Below are 24,524 nucleotides of genomic sequence, written 5' to 3' on the forward strand. Positions count from 1 at the left end.
CCAGGCGGCGGGACAGGCGTGCTTACTTCTTGAAGTCGGACGCCCAGTAGCCTTCGATCTGCTTGACCAGGGTGTCCGGGACCGGGACGTAATCCAGGGCCGCGGCATCCTTCTGGCCATGCTCCAGGGACCACTTGAAGAAGTCGAAGGCGACCTTGCTGCGCTCTTCGTTCTTGGGTTCCTTGTACATCACGATCCAGGTGGTGGCGGTGATCGGCCAGGCGTCGGCGCCCGGGGCGTTGGTCATCAGCAGGTTGAAGTCCTTGGCGCTCTTCCAGTCGGCGGTGGCGGCGGCGGCCTGGAAGCTCTTGGCTTCGGGCTGCACGAAGTTGCCGGCGGCGTTCTTCAGCTGCACATGGGTCATCTTGTTGGTCAGCGCATAGGCGTACTCGACGTAGCCGATGGAGCCCTTGATCTGCTTCACGTAGGCGGCGATACCCTCGTTACCCTTGCCACCCACACCGACCGGCCAGTTGACGGTGGTGCCGAAGTTGTACTTCTCCTTCCACTCCGGGCTGACCTTGGCCAGGTAGTTGGTGAAGTTGTAGGAGGTGCCGGAGCCGTCGGAACGACGCACCACGGTGATGGCGCCCTCGGGCAGCTTCATGCCGGGGTTCAGCGCGGCGATGGCCGGGTCGTTCCAGGTCTTGATCTCGCCCATGAAGATCTTGGCCATGGTCGGGCCGTCGAGCTTCAGCTTGCCGGGCTCGATGCCATCCACGTTGATCACCGGCACGATGCCGCCGATGATGGTCGGGAACTGGCCCAGACCGCCCTTCTGCAGGTCGTCGGTGCTCATGGGGGCGTCGGTGGCGCCGAAGTCCACGGTGCCGGCCTTGATCTGGGCGATGCCGCCGCCGGAGCCGATGGACTGGTAGTTGATACGGTTGCCAGTCTTCTCGCTGAAGCCTTGCGACCACTTCGACAGAACGGGGAAGACGAAGCTCGAGCCGGCGCCCGTGACATCCACGGCGTGAGCGGCGGTGCTCAGGCAAAAGGCCGACAACAACAGAGAGAGGCTGAACGTGCGTTTCATGGTGGCTCCATTACCTAGTGAGGGCTGGCGCTAGGCTATTGCCGAAATGTGACAATTAAGTGTCAGCGGCATGACGAAACGGGGACGGCAGAGCGCCATCATGGGCGACGGGCTGGCGCTCGGCCTCGCGACCAGCAAAGGCACGCTTCCCGCCCTGCTCGGCGGGAGCAAGCGACCTCCGGGCATCCCTGGGCGACGTCCGCGCAGGGTACCGGTAGCCGCTAGCCGTCTCTCACAGCATCCTGTGCCGAGCCTCCAATCCAGTGCCAGCGCGGTCTGCAGAGGATCCGCCACCGCGTTCGGGACGCTCGACGGCAGGAGATTTAGCCAAGGCTATATATATTAGAACTATCTACAAGATAGACTTTCTCTATCCGGATGGGTAAGGTGGCGGCCTCTTTGGGGAGTAGCCTGCTTCCACCGCGGTGGAAAGCGTCCTGATCAACATACTCGGCAACCGCCGTGGTCAGGACAGCCAGTCAGGGTTGGCGAGACCAGAGGCATCACCGCGCCACGCCGGGCGTGCGGGGATGTCTTGTGGATCGAGCCCGGCCGGCGCTGTCACGATGAACCCCGCTTCCCTGATGTTTCTGGCCTTCGCCATGTCCACCGATGCCTTCGCCGCCGCGGTCGGCAAGGGTGCCAGCCTGCACAAGCCCTGCCTGCGCGAAGCCCTGCGCACCGGCGCCATCTTTGGCGTCATCGAAGCCATCACCCCGGTAATCGGCTGGGCCGTCGGCCTTACCGCCGCCCAGTACGTCCAGCCCTGGGATCACTGGATCGCCTTCACCCTGCTCACCGTGCTCGGCCTGCGCATGATCTGGGCCGGCTTCGGCGCGCCCGAGGCCGAGGAAGAAAAGCCCCGCCAGCATTCCTTCATGCTGCTGGCCCTGACCGCCGTGGCCACCAGCATCGATGCCCTCGCCGTGGGCGTGGGCCTGGCCTTCATCGACGTCAACATCATCACCGCCGCCCTGGCCATCGGCCTCGCCACCATGATCATGGTCACCACCGGGGTGATGCTGGGCCGGGTGATGGGCAATCTGGTCGGCAAGCGCGCGGAGATGCTCGGTGGGGTGGTGCTGATCGTGATCGGCGCGGCCATCCTGCATGAACACCTGGCCGCCGTTGCCAGCTGATGGCTCGCCTCTGGCGTAGCGCCCTCCTCGTCCTGGCCGCCCTGCTGCTGGCCGCCTTGGGCTTTCTCGCCTGGCAGCGCTTCTGGCCGGCCCAGGCCGCTCCCGGCTGGCGCTACGAAGTGGCCCATGCCGACATCGCTAAGGCCAGCGCTCTGGCCTGGCAGGGCGATGCCCTGCTCACCGCGGAAGAACTCAAGGATGGCAAGGGCCGCCTGCTGCGCATCGATGCCCAGGGCCGGCGCAGCGTGCTCAGCGAGGGGCTGTACAAGCCCGACGGCCTGGTGCCCTACCAGGACGGCTTCGCCTACAGCCAGGAAGGCGGCACCCATCCCATCCGCTGGTTCGACGCCGCCGGCAGTCGCGATCTCTTCACCGGTATCAACGCCCAGGGCCTCTGGGCCGAAGGCAAGCGGCTCTATGCCGTGGAAGACCGCAAGGGGGCCGGACGCCTGCTGCGCTACGACGCCGCCGATGGCAGCCTGACGGTGCTGCGCGACCACCTGGACGAGGCGGAGTCCTTTACCCGCTGCCCGGACGGCAGTGCCTTCTATACCGAGAAATCCCGCGGCCTGGTGCGCCAGCTGAGCGACGATGGCCGGGATCCGCCGGCGCTGCGCGATCTGCGCGAGCCGAGCTTTCTGCTCTGCGACCGCCGCGGCCTGTGGATCAGCGAAGACTCGACCCACCGCGCCCGTCTGCTGCTCTGGGATCGCCAGTCGGCCCCGCGCGCCATCCTGACCTTCCTGCGCGCGCCCCAGGCCTTGCTGCCGCGGGGCGACGGCTATCTGCTGGCCGAAGGCGGTCGCGACCGCATCATCGCCCTCGAACCGCGTTAAAGCATGCGCTTCAGGGTGTCGTCCTTGCGCACCAGGTGATGCCAGAGCGCGGCCAGCAGGTGCAGGCCGATCACCCAGTAGAAGGCCTTGCCGAGCCAGAGGTGCACGCTCTTTAGCGTCTTCGCCAGTTCCGGGTCCACCGGGAAGGGCGAAGGCAGCGCCCAGGTGCTGGACGGGATCTTGACCGCGCCGATGGTCAGCCAGACAGTGAACAGCCCGAGCAGCGGCTGGGCCAGCAGAAAGGCATAGAGCGCGTAGTGGGTCAGTCGGCCGACGGTCTCCAGGCTTCGCGTCAGCGGCGGCGTGATCGGCGGTACCGGATGGCGGTGGCGCACCAGCAGCCGCGGCAAGACCAGCGCCAGGACCAGCAGGCCCACCCAGAAATGGCTGAGCGTCACCCACTGGCGCTCCAGGGAGCCCCGCTCGAACTGCCCGCGGTTGAGGATCAGCACATAGGCCAGCAATACCAGCAGGGCCATGAGCCAGTGCAGCAGCCGGGCGCTGCGCGCATAGCGGGAGACAGAGGAAGCGGAAGACATGACGGGATCCTGCGACTGAGATGAAGAGGCGCCGGCAGTGTAGCGGCGCCTCGGAGCCAAGGGTAAGACGGCCGCGGCCCTAACCGCAGGGCGCCGCCGTGGTATCCAGCAGCAGGGTGCTCAGCTGCTGCGGCGGCTGGTGCACGAGGCCGGTGGGCGATTCGCAGACGCGCTGCACGAAATTGTCGCTGAACAGCAGCTTGCCATGGACGAAGTGCTCGTCGGGGCGGCGATTGGGATTGTCGATACGGGTCCCCAGCCGCTCCGCCAGCCAGCTGCCGGCCTCGTAGTGGCTGATCCAGCGCTCGCCCTGCAACTCGGCCAGGGGTTGGGGCGGTGCGTCCCGCGCCACCACGATCACCGGCACGTCGCTGACCTCGGGCACCAGGTCGTTGTGCCCCCAGTGACCGCCCTCCCCCAGCCGCTGGCCATGGTCGCCGGTGATGATCAGATAGCGCTCGCCGTCCAGGCGGTCGAAGTCGGCGAGGATCTCGGCGAGCAGGCCGTCGAGATAGTGCAGGGAATTGTCATAGGCATTGGCCTGGCCCTCGGCCCCGCTATCCGGCCAGGGCGCCGGGGTGCGCTCGTGGCGATAGTTCTGCGCATAGGGCAGGTGCGCGGTGCGCAGGTTGAGCACCACGAAGTTGCGCGGCGCCCACCGCTGTTCGTCGAGGATCTCCAGCAGGGCACGGTCCTGGCGTTGCAGGAAGCGCAGCGGATGGTCCTCGCGGGTGATGGCGACGTCCAGGTAGCGACTGCCCAGGTGCGCCAGCAACTTGGATTCCTGGGACGACAGCCAGTGGGTGCGAAAGCCGGCGGCCTGGGCGAAGCGAAACAGGTTGATCTCGCCGCTGCGCAGGCGTCCGTCCTGGCCCGGTTCGCGGATCGGATTGAGCAGGTAGGGCAGGCTCACGTCGGTGGCCACCCCTGCCGCCACGCCGGGGCGGATCAGCGTTTGGGGATTGGCCGCCAGATAGGCCGACAGCTTTGGCGTGGTATCGCGCGCATAGCCAAAGGCGCCCAGGCGATCGCTGCGCAGGGAATCGGCCACCACCAGCCAGACGTGCCGCGCGCTGCTGGGCACCGGGGCCAGTCCATAGGGCGCATAGGCGGTGGGCGGCAGGACAACGTCGTCACGCCCGGCCAGGCGCACCGCCCAGGCGGAAAAGGCGTTGAGGCTGTTGTGCAAGCCGCTGCGCGCGGGGCTGGGCACGAAGGCATCGAGATTGCGATAGGTGGCGCGATAGGGTTTGGACAGCAGCACCGCGGCGATCAGGATCAGCGCCCAGCGACTGGCCGGCAGCGGCACCCGGCCGGGCAGCTGAAGATGCAGGGCGATCAGCAGTCCATAGGGCAGCCCCACGCACAGCAGCACCGGCCAGTGTTCGGGCAGGCTGAGCCACAGCGTCTGGCGCACCTCCGCGGTGTCGCCCAGCAGGGCCTGGATGTCGATGGCGCTGAGCGGCTCGCCGAAGAAACTCAGGTTGCCCAGCTGCAGCAGCTGCATCAGGGCGAACCCCAGCAGGATGAACGCCGCCAGGCGCGGCAGATTGCTCAGCCAGAGCGCCAGGCTGAACACCCAGAGCGCGGCCACATAGCCCGCTTCCAACTCGGCGCGGTTGTTTGGCGTGAAGCTTTGCTGCAGGAAGTCGTCGGCCAGCAACAGCAGGCAACTCAGACTGCTCAGTAGCAGCAGATTGCGCCAGGGTCGCCAGCCCGAAGCGCGGGGGCGGGAGAAGGCAGCGAGCAGCATCAGGGCGCCCGGCGCCCGCGCGAAGGGAGACTGGGGAAGGCGATCATGAGCGGGCTCCGGCGACAGGGAGCCGCTACCCTGAGGGGCGAACCTTAATGAAGTCTTAGCAACTCATGCCCGGTAACAGATGACCAAGGGGTCAGCTGACTGCCCGATCCGCTTGACCCTGAAGTCACTTCAGGCTTCAGGATCGTCAGCGAAGGGCCCGTGCCCACTGCCTCCTCAATGCTCCGGAGACCTGTAGATGAGTGGCTGCACCTCTCACCACGATCATGACCACGACCACGACCACGACCACGACCACGACCACGATCATCAGCATGGCCATGGCCATGGCCATGGTCATTCCCACGCCCCGCGGGTGACCGCCGACAACGAGCGCAAGCTCAAGCTGGTCTTCGCCCTCACCTTTGGCTACGCCATCGTCCAGGCCGTGGGCGGCTGGTGGTCCGGCTCCCTGGCGCTGATCGCCGATTCCGGTCACATGGTCTCGGATGCTGCGGCCCTGCTGCTGGCGCTGGTGGCCTACCGGGTGGCGGCCAAGGCGGCCAATGCGCGCTTCACCTATGGCTTCCACCGGGTGCGCATCCTCGCCGCCCTGACCAATGGCGTCGCTCTGCTGCTCTTGGTCCTGTGGATCGGCTGGGAAGCCATCATGCGGCTGCGCGAGCCCACCGAGGTGCTGTCCGGCCCCATGCTGGCGGTGGCGGTGATCGGCCTGGTGGTCAATATCGTCGGCTTCGTGGTGCTCAACGGCGGGCACAAGGACGATAGCAACCTGCGCGGCGCCCTGCTCCATGTGGCCGGCGACCTGCTGGGTTCGGTGGGCGCCATCGTCGCCGCCCTGGGCATCCTCTGGACCGGCTGGACCTGGCTGGATCCGGCGCTGTCGATCCTGGTCGCCCTGCTGATCGTCAAATCGGCCTGGACCCTGGTGCGCGATGCCGGCGCGGTGCTCCTGCAGGCGGCGCCGCGGGAATTCGACACGGCCGGTGCCACGGCGGCAGTCCGCGCCCTGCCGGAGGTGGCCGAGGTGGGCCACCTGCACGTCTGGACGCTGACCGACGAAACCCGCATCGCCACCCTGCACATCACCCCGGCGCCGGGCAGCGATCCCCTGCGCCTGCCGACCCTGGTGGGCGAGCTGCTGCGCAGCCGCCATGGCCTGCAGCACGTGACGGTGCAGGTGGATCCGCCGGGTACCCTCGACGGGCACTGCGCCTAGTCGCGCGGGGACGACTCCTCCAGCGGGCGACGGCGACCGGTTAGCATCGACAACGGCAGGTTGTCGCCCACCCTCAGACTTTCCACCACGGCGGCCACGGCATGCAGGCAGACCAGCGCCAGCAGGCCGTTGGCGAAGCAGGCGTGCAGGTCCTCGGGCCAGTCGGCGCCCCAGAGGGCATCCACCTCGCGCATGAGGAAGCCGGTGACGCCCAGGCCGCCGATGGCGGCCATCATCAGCAGCATCACCAGGGCGCCCAGCGGCGAATGGCCGAGACGATGATGGGGCCGCCCCTGCCAGAGATCGCGCAGATGGGCGCCCAGCCGCGCGCGGGTCGGCCAGCAGTCGCTCCAGCGCGCGCTGCGCGGGCCGACGAAGCCCCAGACCAGGCGCACCAGCAGCCAGGCACAGGCGTAGTAGCCGATCCAGCGATGCCAGAAGGCGCCCTTCTCGTTGAAGAAATAGTTGGCGAAAAAGGCGGCGGCGACCGACAGGTGGAACAGCCGCACCAGGGGATCCCAGAGCCGCACGGTCGCCGTCTTCATCAGCTGTCGATCTCGCTCTTGACCGCCTTGCCGCTCACCGGATCGTGATAGATCTCGACCTTGCGCCTGTCCTTGTCGAAGCCGTAGATCTCGTAGCAGTTGCCCTTGGTGATCTTGAATTTCTTGATCTCGTAGCCCTGGTCACGCAGCTGCGCCTGGAATTTCTCGGCGTCCTGCCAGGTGGACTTGTCCGCCTGGGTGCACTGGGGTTCGGCGGCGAGGGCCAGGGGACTTGCGAACAGCAACGGCAGCAACAGGCGGCGCATGGCGACACTCCTCGTGGTGGGAGTGGCCAGACTCGACGGCGAAGCTTAATGCAGTCTTAGGATGCAACGCCCGGTAACAGTTGCCCCTGCCGCTGCGCCAGGACGCCAGCGATGATGGCGGGCTAGAGCCATCAAAACGAGAGGAAGGCGGTCGTGCGGGTACTGCTGGTGGAAGACGATGTGGCCCTGGCCCAGGGCATCCGCATGGCCCTGCGCGGCGAGGGCTATACCCTGGACTGGGTGGCCGACGGCCTGGCCGCCGAACACGCCCTGGCCGCCGAGCGCTTCGATCTGGTGCTGCTGGACCTGGGCCTGCCGCGCCTCGACGGCCTCGACCTGCTGCGCCGCCTGCGCAGCCAGCCCGACGGCCAGGTGCCGGTGCTGGTGCTCACCTCCCGCGACGCCAAGGCCGATCGCATCCAGGGCCTGGATGCCGGCGCCGACGACTACCTGGTCAAGCCCTGCGACCTGGACGAACTCAAGGCGCGCCTGCGCGCCCTGATCCGCCGCAGCTGTGGCCGCGCGCAACCACTGCTGGAGCACGCCGGCATCAGCCTCGACCCGGCCAGCCAGGCAGTGCGCTTCCGCGGCGCCGAGGTGGTGGTGACGCCCATGGAATACCAGCTGCTGCACCAGCTGCTGTTGCGGCCGGGCGCCGTCATCACCCGCGAGCGCCTGAGCAATACCCTCTATGGCTGGCAGGAAGCCGCCTCGGGCAACACCCTGGAAGTGCTCATCCACAACCTGCGCAAGAAGCTCGACAGCGGCCTGATCCGCACCGTGCGCGGGGTGGGCTATCTGCTGGAGCGTCAGCCATGATCGCCATCCGCACCCGCATCCTCGCCCCCACCCTGGCCCTGGTGTTGGCTGGCAGCCTGGCCCTGGCCCTGCTGGCGCTGCGCGACAGCCATCGCGAGATCGAGGGCATCTACGACGCCCAGTTGGTCCAGGGCGCGCGCCTGCTGGAAGGCCTGCTGCAGGCCGGCACGCCGGCGGCGGATCGTTGGCCGGAGCTGATCCGGGTGTTCGATCGGGCCATGCAACCCGCTCCCGGTAGCGTACCGGCGCACCCCTACGAGAATCAGCTGACCTTCCAGGTCTGGACCGCCGATGGCCGGCTGCTGGCCCGCTCCGGCAATGCGCCGCGGCTGACCGAGGTGCCGCCGGAGGGCCTGCACGAGGTGTTCGAGAACGGGCGCGAATGGTGCGGGATGCTGGTGCGTACCGCCGATGGCGGCCTGCGCATCTGGGTCGGCGAGCGCGAGGACCTGCGCCAGGACCTGATCCAGCGCATCGTCAGCCATACCCTCTGGCCGACCCTGGTGGGCCTGCCGCTGCTGGTCGGGGTGCTCTGGCTGCTGCTGGGTTGGGGCCTGCGACCGCTACAGGATTTCGCCCGCGGACTGCGCGAGCGCGATCCCCACAGCCTGGCGCCGCTGCCGGCCGGCCCGCTGCCGCCGGAGCTGCAACCCATGCGCGGCGCCCTGGATCACCAGCTCGCCCAGTTGCGCGCCCTGCTCGATCGCGAGCGGCGCTTCATCGCCGACGCCGCCCACGAATTGCGCACGCCCCTGGCGATCCTCGACCTGCATGCGCAGAACGCCCAGCGCGCCGAGACGGCCGCGGAGCGGGACGAAGCCCTGGGCTATCTGCGCCAGGGCGTCAGCCGGGCCACCCGCCTGGCCAGCCAGTTGCTGACCCTGGCGCGACTGGAACCCGGTGCCACCCAGGTCCAGCCGCTGGCCCTGGAGCCCCTGGTGCGCGAAGAGCTGGCGGAATTGACGCCGCTGGCGCTCAGGCAGCAGGTGGAGCTGGTGCTGGCGGCCCAGGCCGGACCGCCGGTGCTCGGCGATCCGGACGCCATCGCCATCGCCCTGCAGAATCTGGTGACCAATGCCCTGGCCTTCGCCCCCGCCGGCAGCGCGGTGGAAGTCGGCATCGAGGCCAGCCAGGACCAGGGCGTCCTGCTGCGGGTGAAAGATCGCGGCCCCGGGGTGGACGAGGCCGAGCTGGCGCGGTTGTGCGATCGCTTCTACAGCGCCGGCAATCCCCAGGGCGCCGGGCTGGGGCTGGCCATCGTCGAGACCATCACCCGCCGCCTGGGCGGTGCCCTGACCTTCAGCAATCGCGCCCGGGGCGGCTTCTGCGTGGAGTTGCGCCTGCCGCGCGCCGGCTAGGTTCAAACAGCTAGGCCCGCTGGTAGCCGCGCGCCACCACCGGGCGCTCCGGGCGGGTCAGGCGCAGGCCGAGGCCCATCAGCAGCACCACGCCGACCGCCATCAGCAGCCAGGCGTTGGCCAGGCTGTCCAGATGGTCGCGCAGGATGCCGGCGGCCAGCGGCGCCAGGCTGGCGATCAGGTAGCCACCGCCCTGGACGAAACCGAGCAGCGCGCCGGCGTCGGTGGGATCGCGCACCTTGTCCATCGCCAGGATCAGCGACAGCGGAAACAGCGCGCCGATGCCCAGGCCGAGCAGGATGGCGGTGGGCACCGCCAGGGGCAGCGGCGCCAGCGCCAGGCACAGCAGCCCCACCAGAACCACGCCGAGCACCCCCAGCACCAGTGGCCGGCGATTGCGCAGGCGGGCGATGGTCGCCGACAGCAGGAGACCGGCGCTGACCTCGGCGAGACTCACCCCGCCCAGCAGCAGGCCGCTGTCAGCCGGTTGCCAGCCGAGGCCGGTGTAGTACGGCGGCAGCCAGGCCAGCACCAGGGTGTAGGCCGCGGTCCCGATGCCGAAAAAGGCCAGCAGCAGCCAGGCCTGGCGCTGCCGCCAGGGTTGCGCGCGGGGTGCCGCGTCCTGCGCCGGCGCATCCGGGCGGGCCAGGGCCAGCCAGGTGCCGAGCGCCAGCAGCACCGGCAGGGTCCAGAGCGCCAGGCCCTGGGCCCAGCCCCACTGCTCGGCCAGGGGCGCGGCGGTGGCCGCCGCCACGGCCGCGCCGCCCATGATGCCGGTGGTGTAGAGGCCCATGAGGGTACTGGTGCGCTGCGGATGGCAGCGGCGGATATAGGCGGGGATCAGCGCCTGGACCAGGGCGATGCCGACGCCGCCCAGCCCGGCGGTGAGGATCAGCCCCAGGCCGCTCGGCTCTTCCCAGCGCCGGGCATTGGCCAGGGCCAGCAGCAGCAGGCCGAGGGCGATGCCACGGCGTTCGCCGAGCCAGGCCTGCAGACGGGCGCCGCCCAGGGCGCAGAGGCCCATGGCAGCGATGGGCAGGGTGGTCAGCGCCCCGGCGCCGCTGCCCTCCAGACCGGTGGCCGCCTGGATGCCATCCAGCAGCGGACCGATGGCCGCCAGGATGGGTCTGAGGTTCACGCCGACCAGCAGCACCAGCAAGACGGCCAGGAAGGCATCCTGGCGCGGTGCCGGCGTGTTCGGGGATGAAGGTGACGCGGAAAGCATGGACAATCTCCGGAGTGACGCGATATTTCTCTTGATGAGAAGTATCTTAACATCAAGATATATTCCTGAGGTAAGCCAATGGCCGATCGCGCCGAATTCGCCGTGGACCAGTGGCACCGCGAGCGCCCCGACCTGGATGCCCTGCCCATGCGCCTGGTCGGTCGCCTGGGCGAGATGGCCCAGGTGCTCACTCGCGATGTCCTGCAGCCCTTCTTCGACGAACACCGGCTGCACTATGGCGAATTCGACGTCCTGGCCACCCTGAGGCGCGCCGGCGAGCCCTATGCCCTGAGTCCGACCGTCCTCTATGAATCGGCCATGATCTCCTCGGGCGGCATGACCAATCGCCTCGACCGCCTGGAGCGCGCCGGGCTGATCGAGCGGCGCAAGAATCCCGAGGATCGCCGCAGCACCCTGGTGGCCCTCACCACGGACGGCTTCGCCCTGATCGACGGCCTGATGGCCGCCCACGTCGACAACGAACGCCGCGCCCTGGCCACCCTCAGCGAGGCCGAGCAGCGGCAGCTGGATGCCCTGCTGGGCAAGTGGCTGGCCGGCCGCGCGCCGTCCTGACGGCCATGTACCTCGACTTCAGCTCGTGCAATGGCCTCCACGCCGTGGCCCAGGACTATGCCCATGGCGAGCAGGTGCCGCCCCATCGCCATCGCCAGGCACAGCTGATCCATGCCCTCTGCGGCATCGTCATCGTCAACACCGCCCAGGGGCGCTGGGTGGTGCCGCCCGGGCGCGGCGTCTGGGTGCCCGCTGACGAAGAGCACGATCTGCACCTGCTGGGCCGGGTCGAGGTGCGCACCCTGTTCGTCGATCCCCAGGCGCGCGCCGAGTTGCCGACGCGCTGCCAGCTGATCGCCGTCTCGCCGCTCCTGCGCGAACTCATCCTGGCCGCCCTGCCCCTGCCTGCCGATCGACCGGCCGAGGGGCGTGCCCGCTATATCCTGCAGCTTATGCTCGACGAGTTGCAGGGCTCGCCCACCGCCGGCCTGCACCTGCCCTGGCCGGTGGATGCCACCCTCGCCGCACTCTGCCGCCACCTGCGCCAGCACCCGGGCGAGCGCTGGACGCTGACCCGCGCCGCCGCGCGGCTGGCGGTCAGCGAGCGCACCCTGAGCCGGCTGTTCCTCAAGGAAACCGGCCTGACCTTCGGCCAGTGGCTGCAGCGGGCGCGGCTGGATTCCAGCCTGACCTCCCTGGCCGCCGGCCACGCCATCGTCGACGTCGCCCTGGACCACGGCTATGCCAGCCCCAGTGCCTTCGCCACCCGCTTCCGCCAGGTGCTGGGGGTGTCCCCTTCCGCCTATCGCGGCCAGACGGAGTTGCCCCCCGTCCCTAGCCCGCCACCCGGCCCAGATCGGCCGGATCTATGATCCCCAGCGGCGCGGCCTGCGCTGGGTAGGCGGCCAGGGCCAGGCGACCGCCATAGGGATGGCGCGGATGGATGGTCAGCTGGTTGCAGGCCTCCACCACGCTGGCCACCTCTTCCAGGCGGGGGAAGTCGATGCCCGGCGTGATGCCCTGGCTGTAGAGATTCAGCGCCAGGGTCACCAGATCGACGTTGCCGGTGCGTTCGCCGTTGCCGAACAGACAGCCCTCCACCCGCGTGGCCCCGGCCAGCTGGGCCAGTTCGGCGCAGGCGACGCCAGTGCCACGGTCGTTGTGCGGATGGACGCTGATGGTCACATGGGGCGCCGGACCCAGGCCGCGGATGAAGCCCTCGATCTGGTCGGCATAGACATTGGGCGTGGCCACTTCCACCGTCGCCGGCAGATTGAGGATCAACGGGCGCTCCGCCGAGGGCTGCCAGGCCTCGCGCACCGCCTGGCAGATCTCCAGGGCGAAGTCGGCTTCGGTGAAGCAGAAGGTCTCGGGCGAATACTGATAGGTCCAGGCCGTCTCCGGCTGGGCGTCGCACAGGGCGCGCACGCGCTGGGTACCGGCCACCGCCATGGCCAGGGTAGCGGCGCGATCCTGGTCGAACACCACCCGGCGAAACAGCGGCGCGGTGGCGTTGTAGAGGTGCACGATGGCGCGGGGCGCCCCAACCAGGGCCGCGAAGGTGCGCTCGATCAGCTCGCTGCGCGCCGGCGTCATCACCTGCAGCCAGAGATCGTCCGGCAGTCCGTCCGCGGTGACCAGTTCACGCACGAAATCGAAATCGGTCTGGGACGCCGCCGGAAAGGCCACCTCGATTTCCCGGTAGCCGATCGCCAGCAACAGGGCGAAGAAGCGCCGCTTGCGCTCCAGCCCCATGGGCTCGATCAGGGCCTGGTTGCCATCGCGCAGGTCGGTGGAGCACCAGCGCGGTGCCTGGGTCAGCTGGCGGCCCGGCCATTGGCGGTCGGGCAACGGGGGCGCGGCAAAGGCGCGGTACTTGGTCTGGGGTTGCTTGAGCATGGGGGACTCCAGGACTGGGTCCCCGAGTCTGAGCGCCCCGCCGGTCCGCTGCGCTCGCGAGCAGGACAGCCCCCTGCGCGATCCGGACAGCCCGCGGCATGCAAAAAGCCGCCGGGGATGACCCGGCGGCTTGCTTGTCAGCGACCCGCGGTCAGCCCACCGAGATGCGCTCCAGCGGTACCGGCTTGAGCCGCGGCGTGAGCACATGGATGACCACGATGGCCACCAGGTAGGCACTGCCGGCGACGATGAAGATCGGCTGGTAGGACTTGAAGATCTCCAGGATGTAGCCGTTGTAGGTGGTCATCAGCATGCCGCCGATGGCGCCGGCGGTACCGCCGATGCCGATCACCGAGGCCACGGCTTCCTTGGGGAAGAGGTCCGACGGCAGGGTCATCAGGTTGGCCGACCAGGCCTGGTGGGCCGCGGCGGCGAGACCGATGATGCCCACCACCAGCCACAGGCTGGAGACGAACTGGGCGGTGACGATGGGCACGACCGCCAGGGCGCAGAGCAGCATGGTGGTCTTGCGCGCCAGGTTGGCGCTGCGGCCGAGCTTCATCTGCTTGGAGGAGCCCCAGCCGCCCATCACCGAGCCGATGTCGGCCAGGATATAGATGGCGATCAGCGGCGGACCGAAGGATTTCAGATTCAGGCCGTAGGTCTTGCCAAGGAAGTCCGGCAGCCAGAACAGGTACAGCCACCAGATCGGATCGGTGAGGAACTTGCCGGCGGCATAGGCCCAGGTCTCGCGGAAGGTCAGCAGCTTGAACCAGGAGATCTTGGCCGCGACGGCCGGCTTGGCCGATACCGGGGAGCCATCGTCGGCCTGGATGTAGGCCAGCTCTTCGCGACTCACCTTGGGGTGTTCGTGGGGGCGGCGATAGATCAGCAGCCAGGCGATCAGCCACAGGGCGGTGACCAGACCGATGGAGATGAAGGCCGCGCGCCAGCCCCAGGCCAGGGTGATGGCCGGCACCAGCAAAGGTGTGATGATAGGGCCCATGGCGGTGCCGGCGTTGAACAGCCCGGTGGCCTGGGCGCGTTCCTTTTGCGGAAACCATTCCGAGACCGCCTTGAGGCTGGCCGGAAAGCTGCCGGACTCGCCGAAGCCGAGGGTGAAGCGCACCAGCACGAAGTGAGTGACGGTATGGGCGATGCCGTGACCGATGCTGGCGATGGTCCAGATGGTGAAGGCCAGGGCGTAGCCGATGCGCACCCCGACCTTGTCGATGATGCGGCCAAAGGTCAGGAAGCCGATGGCGTAGGCGCACTGGAACCAGAACACGATCTTGGCGTAGTCGGTCTCCGTCCAGCCCAGGTCCGCCTGCAGCGTGGGCTTGAGGATGCCGATCATCTGGCGGTCGATGTAGTTGATGCCGATGGCGATGAACAGCAGGGCGCAGATCAGCCAGCGGTAGCGGGTGAAGCGGGAGACTTGCGGGGTAGCGGCGACGGGCGTGTCCTGCGGCCGCAGGGCGGACTCCGTCTCGGGAGTGACCTGGATAGTCATCGAATAGGCTTCCTGACTTGTTGTTATTGACCGGTGTGAACCGGGGTCGTTGGAAAGCTGTTACCAGATATTCATACGACATCGTATGAGTGACTTTGACAGGTGTCAATCCACCTAAAGCAGAGTGGTCAGACATCTCTCAAGTAGCTAGTCCCTGGCCACCCAAGTCAGTCTTCGCGCTCACCTCAGCCTCTCTGACCGGCCCCTGAACCCTACCTTAAAGAATCTGTGACGCGCCCGGCACTTTTTCGCCCCAAGCCGTCTAATGCCGGTCTTTGAGGCGAAGCCGTCGTCTCATCTCTTCTCGCCGAGCCTGCCGTGCCTGTCGCCGACATCCCTTCCCTGCTGGCGCGCCTTGCCGAGCTGGAGCAACGCAATCAGCAGCTGCGCCAGCAGCTCGATGCCCGCGCCGTGCCTGCGGAAAACAGCGCGACCCTGACCAGCGAACGCTACCAGTTCCTGTTCAACGCCATGGACGAGGGCTTCTGCATCATCGAATTCCTCGACGGGCCCCACGGCCCCTTGAGCGACTACATCCACATCGAGGCCAATCCGGCCTATGCGGCCCATGCCGGTATACCCAATGTGGTGGGCCAGAAGCTGCGCGACATGGTCGGCGACGAGGCTCAGGCCTGGCTCGACCGCTATGGGCACGTGCTGCGCACCGGCGAAGCCATCCGCTTCGAGCAGGAACTGGTGGCCACCGGGCGCTACCTGGAGCTGGCCGCCTTTCGCATCGAGCCGGCCAGCCGCCGCCAGGTCGCGGTGCTGTTCCAGGACATCACCGCGCGCAAGCGCGCCGAAATCGCCCTGCGGCAACTCAACGAAACCCTCGAAGAACGGGTGCAGGCGGCGCTGGCCGCCAACCGCATCCTGGCCAAGGTGGTGGACGCCGCCAGTGCAATGATCCATGTACTGGACTTCGATTTCCGCTGGCTGGCGGTCAATGGCTCCGGCGCCGATCTCTTCGAACAGGTCTTTGGCGTCCGCCCGCAGTTGGGGGCATCCTACCGCTCGGCCCTGGACAGTCGCCCGGAGATCAGCGAACGGCTGTCCGCGCAGTGGCAGCGCGCCTTTACCGGCGAAGCCTTCAACGAGATCGTCTCGGTCGGTGAGGCACCGCTGCAGCGCCACTACGAACTGCAATTCAGCCCGCTGCTCGATGCCGACGGCCAGCGCATCGGCGCCTATCAGTTCGCCTACGACGTCACCGAGCGCCTCAACGAGCAGGAGCGCATCCGGCTGATGGAAGAAGCCCTGCGCCAGTCGCAGAAGATGGAGGCCGTCGGCCAGCTCACCGGCGGCATCGCCCATGACTTCAACAACCTGCTGACCGGCATCCTCGGCTCGCTGGAGATGCTCGACCTGCGCCTGCGCCAGGGCCGGCTGCAGGACCTCGAGCGCTACACCGGCACCGCCCGCAGCGCCGCCCAGCGCGCCGCCGCCCTGACCCACCGGCTGCTGGCCTTTTCCCGGCGCCAGACCCTGGATCCGCAACCGGTGGCGCTGGAGCAACTGGTCATCGGCCTGGAAGACCTGATCCAGCGCAGCATAGGTCCGCAGATCGCCCTGGAGCGCGAAGCCGATCCCCGGCTCTGGCTGACCCACATCGACGGCCTGCAGCTGGAAAACGCCCTGCTCAACCTCTGCCTAAACGCCCGCGACGCCATGCCCGACGGCGGGCGCATCCGTATCGTCCTGAGCAACGAGCGCCTGGACGCGACCCAGGCCGAGCGCCAGGCCCTGCCCGTGGGCGACTTCGTGCGCCTGAGCGTGGGCGATACCGGGAGCGGCATGAGCGACGAGGTCCTCGCCCGGGTATTCGATCCCTTCTTCACCACCAAGCCCATTGGCCAGGGCACCGGCCTGGGACTGTCCATGGTGCATGGCTTCGTACTGCAGTCGGGTGGCGAGATCCGCATCGACTCCGCGCCCGGCGCCGGTACCTGGGTACACCTCTATCTGCCGCGTCATCACCTGGCGCCGCTGGCCGACAGCGCCTTGCCGGCCGAACCGGAGCCTCACGCCCCAGGCCACGGCGAGACCATCCTGGTGGTCGACGACGAACCCACCATCCGTACGCTGCTGGTGGAAGTCATGCTCGCCCAGGGCTACCGGGTACTGGAGGCGGCCGATGCCGCCACCGCTCTGGCCCTGCTCTCGCCCGATACCCCGCTGGACCTGCTGATCACCGATGTCGGCCTGCCCGGCGCCCTCAACGGCCGCCAGCTGGCCGACGCCCTGCGCGGACTGCGACCGGAGCTGCCAGTGCTGTTCATCACCGGTTATGCGGAAAGCCAGGTCATCGACGACGCCCATCTCGAAACCGGCATGCGGGTGCTGACCAAGCCCTTCACCCTGGATACGCTGGAGCGGCGGATCCAGGCGATGCTACAAAGGGCCTGAGTCGCGAGCAGGTCAGGCGTGCCGTGATGTCTCTTTGCTATCATCGGCCCTCCGCGTCGCTACCCGTGCCCTCGCTCATGGACAAGCTCTCCCTGCTGCACCTCCTGCTGATCTTTACCGCCATCGCCTGCATGGCCCTGCTGGCCTCGCTGATCCGCTAGCGACGTTAAGCCAGCCATAAGCCGGGCGGTGGCAAGCTCTCTTCCATGCCGAAAGGCATCGTAGAAGCTGACATCTGCGCTTTTAGCCCGGGAGGATCCCGGGCTTTTTTTCGCGCCGACAAAATGCGCAACAGTCCACGGGTCCGCGTTTTGCCACTCCAGCGCTCTCCGCCGGGCCTGGCATGATGGGGCTCTGGTCCAGGAGGGACAGCCATGATCACCAGGATGCCGTCAGCCCACGCTCAGTCGCTTGCCTTCGATGTCTGCCCGCTGGGCGCCGAGGTCCCGTCCCTGTCCATCGAGATCCTCCAGCAGGGCTTTCTGGCCCTGGATCATCATGGCCAGCTCGACATGAGTCGCGCGCTCAAGCGCCAGTTGCGCGAGCGCCTGGTCGAGCAGCTGGATGCCCAGCTGCCCGTGGTCGCGGCCGCCGCACTGGAGCTGTCCGCTCCGCAGGTGCAGGCCGTGTCCCAGCGCCGCAGCCACGGCGGCTGACCGCCCCGCTCAGTCCCGGTAATCCGGCTCCAGCCGCAGCAGCTGGCGCTTCACGCTGTCCAGGTGCAGCCGCGCGCTGTCGGCGTTGCCCTGCAGCATCTGCTGGCAGGCGGCGTGCGCGATGGCCGGTGCCACCGGCTTCAGCGGCCGACCGCTGGCCATGGCCTTGAGTTGCACCTCGGCGGCGCGCTCCAGGTAGTAGAGGTCGTCCCAGGCCTCGGCGATGCTTGGCCCCAGCACCAGGGGTCCGTGATTCTTCAGCATGACCACCGCCGCGTCCCCCGCCGCCCGGGCGATGCGTTCGCCTTCCGTGGCGTCCAGCGCCAGGCCGTTGTAGTCCTCGTCCACGCGCAGGCGGTCATAGAATTTCAGCGCGGTCTGCCCGGCCCAGACGAAGGGCTCGCCCTCCAGCAGACAGAGCGCCGTGGCATTGGGCATGTGGGTATGGAAGGCGGCCCGTGCCCCCGGATTGAGGCGGTGCAGCTGGGCGTGGATATGGAAGGCGGTGGCCTCGGGGGCGCCCTCGCCCATGACCACGCCACCGGCGAAGTCGCAGATCAGCAGCGAGGATGCGGTGACCTCGGCGAAGGCCAGGCCATAGGGATTGACCAGGAACAGCTCGTCGTGGCCGGGCACCACGAAGGAGAAGTGATTGCAGATCCCCTCGCCCAGGCCCAGGCGGGCAGCCATGCGGAAGCAGGCGGCGAGATCGATGCGGGCCTGGCGGATGGCCGGGGTGTCCAGATCGAGGTGACGGGCAGCGGCGGTGGTACTCGCGAAGGCGTGGGCCATAGGGGTGCTCCTTGGAAAGAGGCCGGAGTGCTGCACAAAGGATGCCGCCCCCTGTCATGGCGCTGTCATCATAAAATTGCAGCAATCTCTTGTTACATCTCTGCCATCTTTCCTCCATGCAGAGAGTTTTCCATGGCCTTCCTTCCCACTCGTCTCGCCCGTACCTGCAGCCTCGCCCTTCTCGCCAGTTCGGCCGTCATGGCTGCGGAGCCGGCGCGCAACGTCATCCTTTTCATCCCCGATGGCCTGCGCGCCAACATCGTCGACGCCCAGACCGCGCCGAATCTGGCCCAGTTGCGCCGCGAGGGCGTGAATTTCCAGAACAGCCACTCGCTGTTCCCGACCTTCACCACGCCCAATGCCTCGGCCATGGCCACCGGGCACTACCTGGGCGATACCGGGGATTTCGGTAACACCATCTACACCGGCTTCCCGGTGCCGGGCGCCAACAACAGCGTCACGCCCTTCCTGGAAAACGACGAGGTGCTGGGCGACGTCGACGAGCATTTCGCCGGCAACTACCTGGACGAGGAAACCCTGCTGGCCGCCGCGCGCCAGGCGGGCCTGTCCACCGCCGCCGTCGGCAAGCTCGGCCCGGTGGCCATCCAGGACGTGACCGCCCGCGACGGCGAAAAGACGGTGATCGTCGACGACTCCACCGGTCACCCCACCGGCATTCCCCTGAGCGCGGCCATGCAGGACGCCCTGAAACAGGCCGGTCTGCCGCTGGAAGCCCCGAGCCGGGGCGCCAACGGCAAGGCCGGCAACGCCACCACGCCCGGCACCCTGAGCGCCAACGTCGAGCAGCAGCGCTACTTCCTCGACGTCACCAACCAGGTGCTGCTGCCGCGCTTCAAGGCGAGCGGCAAGCCCTTCGTGCTGGTGTTCTGGTCGCGCGACCCCGACGGCACCCAGCACAACCAGGGCGACAGCCTGGGCAAGGTCACCCCGGGCATCAACGGCCCCACCAGCCTGGCCGCCATCCGCAACGTCGACGCCAACCTCGGCGCCCTGCGCGCCCGGCTCAAGGAGCTGGGCCTGGACGGCAACACCGACATCTTCGTCAGCGCCGACCATGGCTTCTCCACCATCTCCAAGGAGAGCAAGACCAGTCCGGCGGCCAAGGCCAGCTACCCCGACGTGCCCAAGGGGCAGCTGCCGCCCGGCTTCCTCGCCCTGGATCTCGCCGCCGCGCTGAAATTGCCGCTGCTCGATCCGGACGCCAAGGGCGCCGCGGTGGCGATGGACCAGGGTCAGCACCCGAGCAAGGCCAATGGCCTGATCGGCCCGGACGCGGCCAAGCCGGAAGTGGTGGTGGCGGCCAACGGCGGCTCGGACCTGGTCTATCTGCCGCAGGGCGATGCCAAGACGCTGGCGCCCAAGGTGGTCGCGGCGCTGCTCAAGCAGGATTACGTCAGCGGCCTGTTCGTCGACGACGACCTGGGCAAGATCCCCGGCACCCTGCCGCTCTCGGCGATCAACCTCAAGGGCTCGGCGCTCACCCCCTACCCGGCCATCGTGGTCAACTTCCGCTCCTATGACAGCGGTTGCGGCAAACCCGACGTCTGCGCCGTCGAGGTGGCCGACACCGGGCTGCAGCAGGGCCAGGGCATGCACGGCAGCTTCAGCCGCGGCGACACCCACAACTTCATGGCGGCCATCGGCCCGGACTTCCGCAAGGGCTTCGTCGACCTGAGTCCGGTCAGCAACGCCGACGTCGGCCAGACCCTGGCGCACCTGCTGCACCTGGAGATCCCGGCCAAGGGTCAACTGGTCGGCCGGGTGATCGGCGAGAGCCTGGAAGGCGGCAAGCCGGTCAAGGCCAGCCACCGGGTGCAGCGCTCGGCACCGGCGGCGGGCGGGCTGGTCACCGAACTCAAGACCCAGAACGTCGGCGACACCCGCTACTTCGATGCCGCCGGCTTCAAGGGTCGCTCGGTCGGGCTGTGATCCGCGCCTAGAGGCTGAGGGTGCCGCGGATGCAGTCCTGCACCGCGCCACCCACCCAGATCTGGCCGGCGATGCGGGCTACCCGCACCCGGCCGCGCCGGCCGAGAACCGTGCCCTGGCTGGCCAGATAGCGCTCCGGCGCCAGGCCCGCCGGGATCAGCCACTGCGCCAGGCTGGCGTTGAGGCTGCCGGTGACGGGGTCTTCGGCGTATTCCTCGCCCATCAGGGCGCGCACCTCGAATTGCGCCTCGGCGGCGCTGCCCGTCCAGGGGGCGATCAGGCCGACGTTGAGGCCTTCCAGGGCGGCATAGTCCGGGCGGAGCTCCAGCAATTCCTCACGACTCTCCAGCAGCACCGCCACCCAGCCGGGGCCGTTGTCCGCCCACTGGCTGGCCTGGATGCGCTCAGGCGCCAGGCCGGTGCCCCGGGCGATGCGCGCCAGTATCTCGGGCTCCACCGCACCGCCTCGCACCAGCGGCGGCGCGGCAAAGGCCAGCTCCTCTCCGGCGGCGCGGATCGGCACCAGGCCGGCGCCGCATTCCTGGATCACTTCGCCGTCCTTGGGCCGCCCGCCTTCACGCAACCAGACATGGCAGCTGCCCAGGGTCGGATGGCCGGCGAAGGGCAACTCGCGCTGCGGGGTGAAGATGCGCACCCGGTAGTCCGCCGCCGGATCGGTGGGCTGCAGCAGGAAGGTGGTTTCCGACAGATTGGTCCAGCGCGCCAGGGCGGCCATCTGCTCGGTGGACAGCGCATCGGCGCCGCAGACCACCGCCAGGGCATTGCCCTCCAGGGGGCGCTGGGCGAAGACATCGACCTGATGAAAGACGAGGGACATGGCGGCGGACTCCTTGGGCAAAGCGCCGATTGTCCGCGGTCGGGCGCCGGTGGGGCCAGCCACAGCCGGGTCGCTAAATGGCCGTACAGACGGGCGTTGCGCGCGGGATTCGCGTGGAAAACGCTGCGCGGTTTTCCACCCTACGGCATCGTCGCGGGGTTTGCCCTCACCCCAACCCTCTCCCCAAGGGAGAGGGGACGGTTCCGCGCGGGGTCAGCGCCCTGCGTAGCGCGGACAACGGCGCAGCCTTGTCCACGAATCATCGCTCACCCGTAGGTTGGCACTGAGCGCAGCGAAGGCCAATGGGCACTAGCCACCCTCACCCCANCCGCGTGGGGTCAGCGCCCTGCGTAGCGTGGACAACGGCGCAGCCTTGTCCACGAATCATCGCTCACCCGTAGGTTGGCACTGAGCGCAGCGAAGCCCAACGTCCCCCCTCACCCCAGCCCTCTCCCCAAGGGAGAGGGGGCGGTTCCGCGCGGAGGGGTAGCGCCGTGCCGTAGCGTGGACAACGGCACAGCCTTGTCCACGAATCATCGCTCACCCGTAGGTTGGCACTGAGCGCAGCGAAGCCCAATGGGCACTAGCCACCCTCACCCCAACCCTCTCCCAGAGGGAGAGGGGGAAAAGCCGAGGCACCTCCGCCTCCTCACTCCACCGCCGGCCGCGCGAAGATGCGGGTCACCGCGTCCAGATGCGTGGCCATGGCCTGGCGGGCGGCTTCGGGATCGTGGGCTTCCAGGGCTTCGAGGATGGCCAGGTGCTCCTGCTGGGAGCGGTCGGGCATGTCTTCGGGGGTGTAGCGGCGCTGCAGCAGCTGGAACATGCTGCCGTAGCGATGGCCGAGCAGATGGCGTAGCAGCAGCGCATAGGCCGGATTGCCGCTGGCCTGGGCGATGCGGATATGGAACAGCCGGTCGCCGGGATGGGTGGTCGAGCCCAGGCGATTGTCCTCGACGTTGCGCCCATAGGCCGCGCGGATGCCGGCCAGTTCGCTCGCGCTGGCATGCCTTGCGGCCAGGGCGGCGGCCTCCGGCTCCACCAGGCGGCGCGCCTGCAGCAGGGCGAAGGGCGGGATCTCGGCGTCCAGGTCCAGCGCCAGGCTCAGCTCCGGATCCATCTCCGCCCACTGGCCGCGCCCGGCCAGCTCCAGCACCGGGGTGTCCGGCGGCGGCGGGGCGCTGGGCGCGCAGACCCGCACGCCGTCGCCGACGCGCACGTCCACCAGGCCGATCACCTCCAGGGCGATCAACGCCTCGCGTACCGAGGCACGACTCACCCCCAGCTGCTTGGCCAATTCGCGCTCGGCGGGCAGGCAACTGCCCTGCGGATATTCGCCGCCGTCGATGAGGGCGCGCAGCTGGTCGGCGATCTGCCGGTAAAGCCGTGGTTTTTCAATCACCTGAAGGGGCATGGCGGTCTCGTCTCATGCAGGTCGCGCATTCTGCCGCGAAAAAATCCTTGCCTGAGAGCCTAGCAGGGTCTAAACAATAGGACCAATGGCCTGACCATTGACCGCTGGCGGTCAGGCGACTCACAACAATAATCAGCCAAGAGGTCTCCCGCATGAGTCATGCAGGCAAACGCGTCCTGGTCACCGCCGCCGGCCAGGGGATCGGCCGGGCCACCGCCCTCGCCTTCCATCGCGCCGGTGCCGAGGTCATCGCCACCGACATCAATGCCGCCGCCCTGGACAGCCTCGAAGGGCTGCACACCCGGGTGCTGGACGTCACCGATGCGGCGGCGGTTACCGCCCTGGTCGCCGACCTGGGCAGCCTGGACGTCCTGTTCAACTGCGCCGGCTACGTCCACGCCGGCAGCATCCTCGACTGCGACGAAGACGCCTGGCGCTTCTCCTTCGAACTCAACGCCACCGCCATGTACCGCATGATCCGCGCCGTACTGCCCGGCATGCTGGCCCAAGGCGGCGGCTGCATCATCAACATGGCCTCGATCGCCTCCAGCCTCAAGGGCGTGGCCAATCGCTGCGCCTATGGCGCCAGCAAGGCGGCGGTGATCGGCCTGACCAAGTCGGTGGCCGCCGACTATGTCGGCCAGGGCATCCGCTGCAACGCCATCTGCCCCGGCACCGTGGATTCCCCCTCGCTGCACCAGCGCATCGCCGACCAGGCCGCCCGCGAAGGCCGCAGCGAAGCCGAGGTGCAGGCCGCCTTCGCCGCCCGCCAGCCGATGGGTCGCGTGGGTCGGCCGGAGGAGATCGCCGCCCTCGCCCTGTATCTTGCCTCCGACGCCGCCGCCTTCGTCACCGGGACCGCCCAGGTGATCGATGGTGGCTGGAGCGTCTGACGCCGTTTTTCGTCCGCACCCTTTTCCCCTCATAGGAGCTCCGATGAAACTCTTGCGCTACGGCCCCCAGGGCCAGGAAAAACCCGGTCTGCTGGATGCCCAGGGCCGGCTTCGCGATCTCTCCGGCCAGGTGGCCGATCTCGCCGGCGAGGCGCTCGGCGCCGAATCCCTGGCCCGGCTGCGTCAGCTGGACCCGGACAGCCTGCCACTGGTGGACGGCACCCCGCGCCTGGGCCCCTGCGTGGGCCGGGTCGGCAAGTTCATCTGCATCGGCCTCAACTACGCCGACCACGCCGCCGAATCCGGCCTGGACGTACCCAAGGAGCCGGTGGTGTTCAACAAGTGGACCAGCGCCATCTGCGGGCCCAACGACGCCGTGCAGATCCCCCGCGACTCGACCAAGACCGACTGGGAAGTGGAGCTGGGCGTGGTGATCGGCAAGGCCGGGCGCTACATCGACGAAGCCAACGCCCTGGATCACGTGGCCGGCTATTGCGTGGTCAACGACGTCTCCGAGCGCGAGTGGCAACTCGAACGCGGCGGCACCTGGGACAAGGGCAAGGGCTTCGACACCTTCGGCCCGCTCGGCCCCTGGCTGGTGACCGCCGACGAGGTGACCGATCCGCAGAACCTCGACCTCTGGCTGGAGGTCGACGGCCACCGCTACCAGAACGGCAACACCCGCACCATGATCTTCACGGTAGCCCAGATCATCGCCTACCTCAGCCGCTGCATGAGCCTGCAACCGGGCGACGTCATCTCCACCGGTACCCCGCCGGGCGTGGGCATGGGCGTCAAGCCGCAATCGGTGTACCTCAAGCCCGGCCAGGAAATGCGCCTGGGCATCCAGGGCCTGGGCGAGCAGCACCAACGCACCATCGCCGCCGACTAGGGCAAGCCACCCCCACC

The 24,524-nt window shown here is 68.4% G+C and carries 24 protein-coding genes and 1 riboswitch; of the genes, 13 read left to right on the forward strand and 11 right to left on the reverse strand.

Translation table 11 applies throughout. The features are described from left to right. Positions 1 to 22: 22 nt before the first annotated feature. Positions 23 to 1,036 carry a phosphate ABC transporter substrate-binding protein PstS gene (gene pstS / locus PSEK12I1_RS0105380; RefSeq protein WP_027600129.1) on the reverse strand — a complete coding sequence of 338 codons (1,014 nt, stop codon included), beginning with the start codon at positions 1,034 to 1,036 and terminating at the stop codon, positions 23 to 25. A gap of 394 nt (positions 1,037 to 1,430) precedes the next feature. After that, positions 1,431 to 1,597: riboswitch (yybP-ykoY riboswitch) on the forward strand. 5 nt (positions 1,598 to 1,602) lie between these two features. Between pstS and mntP the strand changes: the two genes are divergently transcribed. Together mntP and PSEK12I1_RS0105390 are read left to right on the forward strand one after the other, a co-directional pair. Then, entirely contained in the window at positions 1,603 to 2,175 is a 573-nt protein-coding gene (mntP, locus tag PSEK12I1_RS0105385) for a manganese efflux pump MntP (protein WP_007160734.1), read from the forward strand. Beyond that, positions 2,175 to 3,011 (forward strand): hypothetical protein, encoded by an 837-nt coding sequence (locus tag PSEK12I1_RS0105390; RefSeq protein ID WP_027600893.1) that lies wholly within the window; start codon positions 2,175 to 2,177, stop codon positions 3,009 to 3,011. Before mntP ends, PSEK12I1_RS0105390 begins: the two co-directional genes overlap by 1 nt. Here PSEK12I1_RS0105390 and PSEK12I1_RS0105395 read toward each other — a convergent pair. Both PSEK12I1_RS0105395 and PSEK12I1_RS0105400 read right to left on the reverse strand, forming a co-directional pair. Next, positions 3,008 to 3,550: a cytochrome b gene (locus PSEK12I1_RS0105395; RefSeq protein ID WP_027600894.1), complete on the reverse strand. Its 543-nt coding sequence runs from the start codon at positions 3,548 to 3,550 to the stop codon at positions 3,008 to 3,010. The two genes, PSEK12I1_RS0105390 and PSEK12I1_RS0105395, sit on opposite strands and share 4 nt — an antisense overlap. A 79-nt stretch (positions 3,551 to 3,629) precedes the next feature. Beyond that, the gene (locus PSEK12I1_RS0105400; protein ID WP_027600895.1) at positions 3,630 to 5,303 is read right to left on the reverse strand and encodes a phosphoethanolamine transferase; all 1,674 of its coding nucleotides are present in this window, start codon (positions 5,301 to 5,303) and stop codon (positions 3,630 to 3,632) included. A 244-nt stretch (positions 5,304 to 5,547) separates the two neighbouring features. On the opposite strand from PSEK12I1_RS0105400, the gene PSEK12I1_RS0105405 reads away from it, so the two are divergent. Then, positions 5,548 to 6,528 (forward strand): cation diffusion facilitator family transporter, encoded by a 981-nt coding sequence (locus PSEK12I1_RS0105405; RefSeq protein ID WP_027600896.1) that lies wholly within the window; start codon positions 5,548 to 5,550, stop codon positions 6,526 to 6,528. Here PSEK12I1_RS0105405 and PSEK12I1_RS0105410 read toward each other — a convergent pair. Both PSEK12I1_RS0105410 and PSEK12I1_RS0105415 read right to left on the reverse strand, forming a co-directional pair. Beyond that, entirely contained in the window at positions 6,525 to 7,073 is a 549-nt protein-coding gene (locus tag PSEK12I1_RS0105410) for a cytochrome b/b6 domain-containing protein (protein ID WP_027600897.1), read from the reverse strand. The two genes, PSEK12I1_RS0105405 and PSEK12I1_RS0105410, sit on opposite strands and share 4 nt — an antisense overlap. Next, positions 7,073 to 7,339, reverse strand: coding sequence for a PepSY domain-containing protein (locus tag PSEK12I1_RS0105415; protein ID WP_007160728.1), 267 nt, complete (start codon positions 7,337 to 7,339; stop codon positions 7,073 to 7,075). The genes PSEK12I1_RS0105410 and PSEK12I1_RS0105415 overlap by 1 nt, the downstream gene beginning before the upstream one ends. Positions 7,340 to 7,492: 153 nt before the next feature. On the opposite strand from PSEK12I1_RS0105415, the gene PSEK12I1_RS0105420 reads away from it, so the two are divergent. Then, entirely contained in the window at positions 7,493 to 8,158 is a 666-nt protein-coding gene (locus tag PSEK12I1_RS0105420) for a response regulator (RefSeq protein ID WP_027600898.1), read from the forward strand. Further along, a complete protein-coding gene (locus tag PSEK12I1_RS0105425) occupies positions 8,155 to 9,516 on the forward strand; it encodes an ATP-binding protein (RefSeq protein ID WP_027600899.1) in 1,362 nt (453 codons plus the stop codon). The genes PSEK12I1_RS0105420 and PSEK12I1_RS0105425 overlap by 4 nt, the downstream gene beginning before the upstream one ends. Positions 9,517 to 9,526: 10 nt before the next feature. On the opposite strand, the gene PSEK12I1_RS0105430 is transcribed toward PSEK12I1_RS0105425, so the two are convergent. Continuing rightward, positions 9,527 to 10,741 carry an MFS transporter gene (locus tag PSEK12I1_RS0105430; protein WP_027600900.1) on the reverse strand — a complete coding sequence of 405 codons (1,215 nt, stop codon included), beginning with the start codon at positions 10,739 to 10,741 and terminating at the stop codon, positions 9,527 to 9,529. 78 nt (positions 10,742 to 10,819) lie between these two features. Between PSEK12I1_RS0105430 and PSEK12I1_RS0105435 the strand changes: the two genes are divergently transcribed. Next, a complete protein-coding gene (locus tag PSEK12I1_RS0105435; protein ID WP_027600119.1) occupies positions 10,820 to 11,314 on the forward strand; it encodes a MarR family winged helix-turn-helix transcriptional regulator in 495 nt (164 codons plus the stop codon). A gap of 5 nt (positions 11,315 to 11,319) precedes the next feature. Beyond that, positions 11,320 to 12,126, forward strand: coding sequence for a helix-turn-helix transcriptional regulator (locus PSEK12I1_RS23565; RefSeq protein WP_051399085.1), 807 nt, complete (start codon positions 11,320 to 11,322; stop codon positions 12,124 to 12,126). Here the strand turns inward: PSEK12I1_RS23565 and PSEK12I1_RS23570 are convergent. Together PSEK12I1_RS23570 and PSEK12I1_RS0105450 are read right to left on the reverse strand one after the other, a co-directional pair. Next, on the reverse strand, positions 12,089 to 13,153 hold the full coding sequence (locus PSEK12I1_RS23570; RefSeq protein ID WP_037006739.1) for a 2-isopropylmalate synthase: 1,065 nt from the start codon (positions 13,151 to 13,153) through the stop codon (positions 12,089 to 12,091). The genes PSEK12I1_RS23565 and PSEK12I1_RS23570 overlap by 38 nt on opposite strands. 151 nt (positions 13,154 to 13,304) lie before the next feature. Then, positions 13,305 to 14,666 carry an MFS transporter gene (locus tag PSEK12I1_RS0105450; protein ID WP_027600118.1) on the reverse strand — a complete coding sequence of 454 codons (1,362 nt, stop codon included), beginning with the start codon at positions 14,664 to 14,666 and terminating at the stop codon, positions 13,305 to 13,307. Between the two features lie 318 nt (positions 14,667 to 14,984). On the opposite strand from PSEK12I1_RS0105450, the gene PSEK12I1_RS0105455 reads away from it, so the two are divergent. The 3 genes from PSEK12I1_RS0105455 (at position 14,985) to PSEK12I1_RS0105465 (ending at position 17,728) form a co-directional block, all read left to right on the forward strand. Next, on the forward strand, positions 14,985 to 17,072 hold the full coding sequence (locus PSEK12I1_RS0105455; RefSeq protein WP_037006741.1) for a PAS domain-containing protein: 2,088 nt from the start codon (positions 14,985 to 14,987) through the stop codon (positions 17,070 to 17,072). Positions 17,073 to 17,098: 26 nt separating this feature from the next. Then, complete coding sequence (locus PSEK12I1_RS24900; RefSeq protein ID WP_256204021.1) at positions 17,099 to 17,233, forward strand: hypothetical protein; 135 nt, start codon at positions 17,099 to 17,101, stop codon at positions 17,231 to 17,233. Between the two features lie 213 nt (positions 17,234 to 17,446). Continuing rightward, complete coding sequence (locus PSEK12I1_RS0105465) at positions 17,447 to 17,728, forward strand: hypothetical protein (RefSeq protein WP_027600902.1); 282 nt, start codon at positions 17,447 to 17,449, stop codon at positions 17,726 to 17,728. Between the two features lie 9 nt (positions 17,729 to 17,737). Here PSEK12I1_RS0105465 and PSEK12I1_RS0105470 read toward each other — a convergent pair whose 3' ends face one another. Further along, positions 17,738 to 18,520 (reverse strand): aldolase, encoded by a 783-nt coding sequence (locus PSEK12I1_RS0105470; RefSeq protein ID WP_027600903.1) that lies wholly within the window; start codon positions 18,518 to 18,520, stop codon positions 17,738 to 17,740. A 132-nt stretch (positions 18,521 to 18,652) separates the two neighbouring features. Between PSEK12I1_RS0105470 and PSEK12I1_RS0105475 the strand changes: the two genes are divergently transcribed. Continuing rightward, a complete protein-coding gene (locus tag PSEK12I1_RS0105475; RefSeq protein ID WP_027600904.1) occupies positions 18,653 to 20,470 on the forward strand; it encodes an alkaline phosphatase family protein in 1,818 nt (605 codons plus the stop codon). 7 nt (positions 20,471 to 20,477) lie between these two features. Here PSEK12I1_RS0105475 and PSEK12I1_RS0105480 read toward each other — a convergent pair whose 3' ends face one another. Both PSEK12I1_RS0105480 and PSEK12I1_RS0105485 read right to left on the reverse strand, forming a co-directional pair. After that, a complete protein-coding gene (locus PSEK12I1_RS0105480; RefSeq protein ID WP_027600905.1) occupies positions 20,478 to 21,308 on the reverse strand; it encodes a PhzF family phenazine biosynthesis protein in 831 nt (276 codons plus the stop codon). Positions 21,309 to 21,957: 649 nt separating this feature from the next. After that, entirely contained in the window at positions 21,958 to 22,722 is a 765-nt protein-coding gene (locus PSEK12I1_RS0105485) for a FadR/GntR family transcriptional regulator (protein ID WP_027600906.1), read from the reverse strand. Positions 22,723 to 22,874: 152 nt separating this feature from the next. On the opposite strand from PSEK12I1_RS0105485, the gene PSEK12I1_RS0105490 reads away from it, so the two are divergent. Together PSEK12I1_RS0105490 and PSEK12I1_RS0105495 are read left to right on the forward strand one after the other, a co-directional pair. Beyond that, positions 22,875 to 23,615, forward strand: coding sequence for an SDR family oxidoreductase (locus PSEK12I1_RS0105490; RefSeq protein ID WP_027600111.1), 741 nt, complete (start codon positions 22,875 to 22,877; stop codon positions 23,613 to 23,615). A 43-nt stretch (positions 23,616 to 23,658) separates the two neighbouring features. Beyond that, on the forward strand, positions 23,659 to 24,507 hold the full coding sequence (locus PSEK12I1_RS0105495) for an ureidoglycolate lyase (RefSeq protein WP_027600907.1): 849 nt from the start codon (positions 23,659 to 23,661) through the stop codon (positions 24,505 to 24,507). Positions 24,508 to 24,524 lie beyond the last annotated feature (17 nt).

It is taken from the genome of Pseudomonas sp. MOIL14HWK12:I1, assembly GCF_000510705.1.
In the GTDB taxonomy this organism is placed as follows: Bacteria; Pseudomonadota; Gammaproteobacteria; order Pseudomonadales; family Pseudomonadaceae; genus Chryseomonas; species Chryseomonas oryzihabitans.

Excerpts from the sequence above, each read along its gene's own strand:
- PSEK12I1_RS0105465 (WP_027600902.1), top strand. The coding sequence starts at position 17,447 with ATGATCACCAGGATGCCGTCAGCCCACGCTCAGTCGCTTGCCTTCGAT.
- pstS (WP_027600129.1), bottom strand. The coding sequence starts at position 1,036 with ATGAAACGCACGTTCAGCCTCTCTCTGTTGTTGTCGGCCTTTTGCCTG.
- PSEK12I1_RS0105485 (WP_027600906.1), bottom strand. The coding sequence starts at position 22,722 with ATGCCCCTTCAGGTGATTGAAAAACCACGGCTTTACCGGCAGATCGCC.
- PSEK12I1_RS0105390 (WP_027600893.1), top strand. The coding sequence starts at position 2,175 with ATGGCTCGCCTCTGGCGTAGCGCCCTCCTCGTCCTGGCCGCCCTGCTG.
- mntP (WP_007160734.1), top strand. The coding sequence starts at position 1,603 with ATGAACCCCGCTTCCCTGATGTTTCTGGCCTTCGCCATGTCCACCGAT.
- PSEK12I1_RS0105415 (WP_007160728.1), bottom strand. The coding sequence starts at position 7,339 with ATGCGCCGCCTGTTGCTGCCGTTGCTGTTCGCAAGTCCCCTGGCCCTC.
- PSEK12I1_RS0105400 (WP_027600895.1), bottom strand. The coding sequence starts at position 5,303 with ATGCTGCTCGCTGCCTTCTCCCGCCCCCGCGCTTCGGGCTGGCGACCC.
- PSEK12I1_RS0105410 (WP_027600897.1), bottom strand. The coding sequence starts at position 7,073 with ATGAAGACGGCGACCGTGCGGCTCTGGGATCCCCTGGTGCGGCTGTTC.
- PSEK12I1_RS0105405 (WP_027600896.1), top strand. The coding sequence starts at position 5,548 with ATGAGTGGCTGCACCTCTCACCACGATCATGACCACGACCACGACCAC.
- PSEK12I1_RS24900 (WP_256204021.1), top strand. The coding sequence starts at position 17,099 with ATGTCTCTTTGCTATCATCGGCCCTCCGCGTCGCTACCCGTGCCCTCG.
- PSEK12I1_RS0105480 (WP_027600905.1), bottom strand. The coding sequence starts at position 21,308 with ATGTCCCTCGTCTTTCATCAGGTCGATGTCTTCGCCCAGCGCCCCCTG.
- PSEK12I1_RS0105435 (WP_027600119.1), top strand. The coding sequence starts at position 10,820 with ATGGCCGATCGCGCCGAATTCGCCGTGGACCAGTGGCACCGCGAGCGC.
- PSEK12I1_RS0105430 (WP_027600900.1), bottom strand. The coding sequence starts at position 10,741 with ATGCTTTCCGCGTCACCTTCATCCCCGAACACGCCGGCACCGCGCCAG.
- PSEK12I1_RS23570 (WP_037006739.1), bottom strand. The coding sequence starts at position 13,153 with ATGCTCAAGCAACCCCAGACCAAGTACCGCGCCTTTGCCGCGCCCCCG.
- PSEK12I1_RS0105425 (WP_027600899.1), top strand. The coding sequence starts at position 8,155 with ATGATCGCCATCCGCACCCGCATCCTCGCCCCCACCCTGGCCCTGGTG.
- PSEK12I1_RS0105475 (WP_027600904.1), top strand. The coding sequence starts at position 18,653 with ATGGCCTTCCTTCCCACTCGTCTCGCCCGTACCTGCAGCCTCGCCCTT.
- PSEK12I1_RS0105495 (WP_027600907.1), top strand. The coding sequence starts at position 23,659 with ATGAAACTCTTGCGCTACGGCCCCCAGGGCCAGGAAAAACCCGGTCTG.
- PSEK12I1_RS0105490 (WP_027600111.1), top strand. The coding sequence starts at position 22,875 with ATGAGTCATGCAGGCAAACGCGTCCTGGTCACCGCCGCCGGCCAGGGG.
- PSEK12I1_RS0105470 (WP_027600903.1), bottom strand. The coding sequence starts at position 18,520 with ATGGCCCACGCCTTCGCGAGTACCACCGCCGCTGCCCGTCACCTCGAT.
- PSEK12I1_RS0105395 (WP_027600894.1), bottom strand. The coding sequence starts at position 3,550 with ATGTCTTCCGCTTCCTCTGTCTCCCGCTATGCGCGCAGCGCCCGGCTG.
- PSEK12I1_RS0105450 (WP_027600118.1), bottom strand. The coding sequence starts at position 14,666 with ATGACTATCCAGGTCACTCCCGAGACGGAGTCCGCCCTGCGGCCGCAG.
- PSEK12I1_RS23565 (WP_051399085.1), top strand. The coding sequence starts at position 11,320 with ATGTACCTCGACTTCAGCTCGTGCAATGGCCTCCACGCCGTGGCCCAG.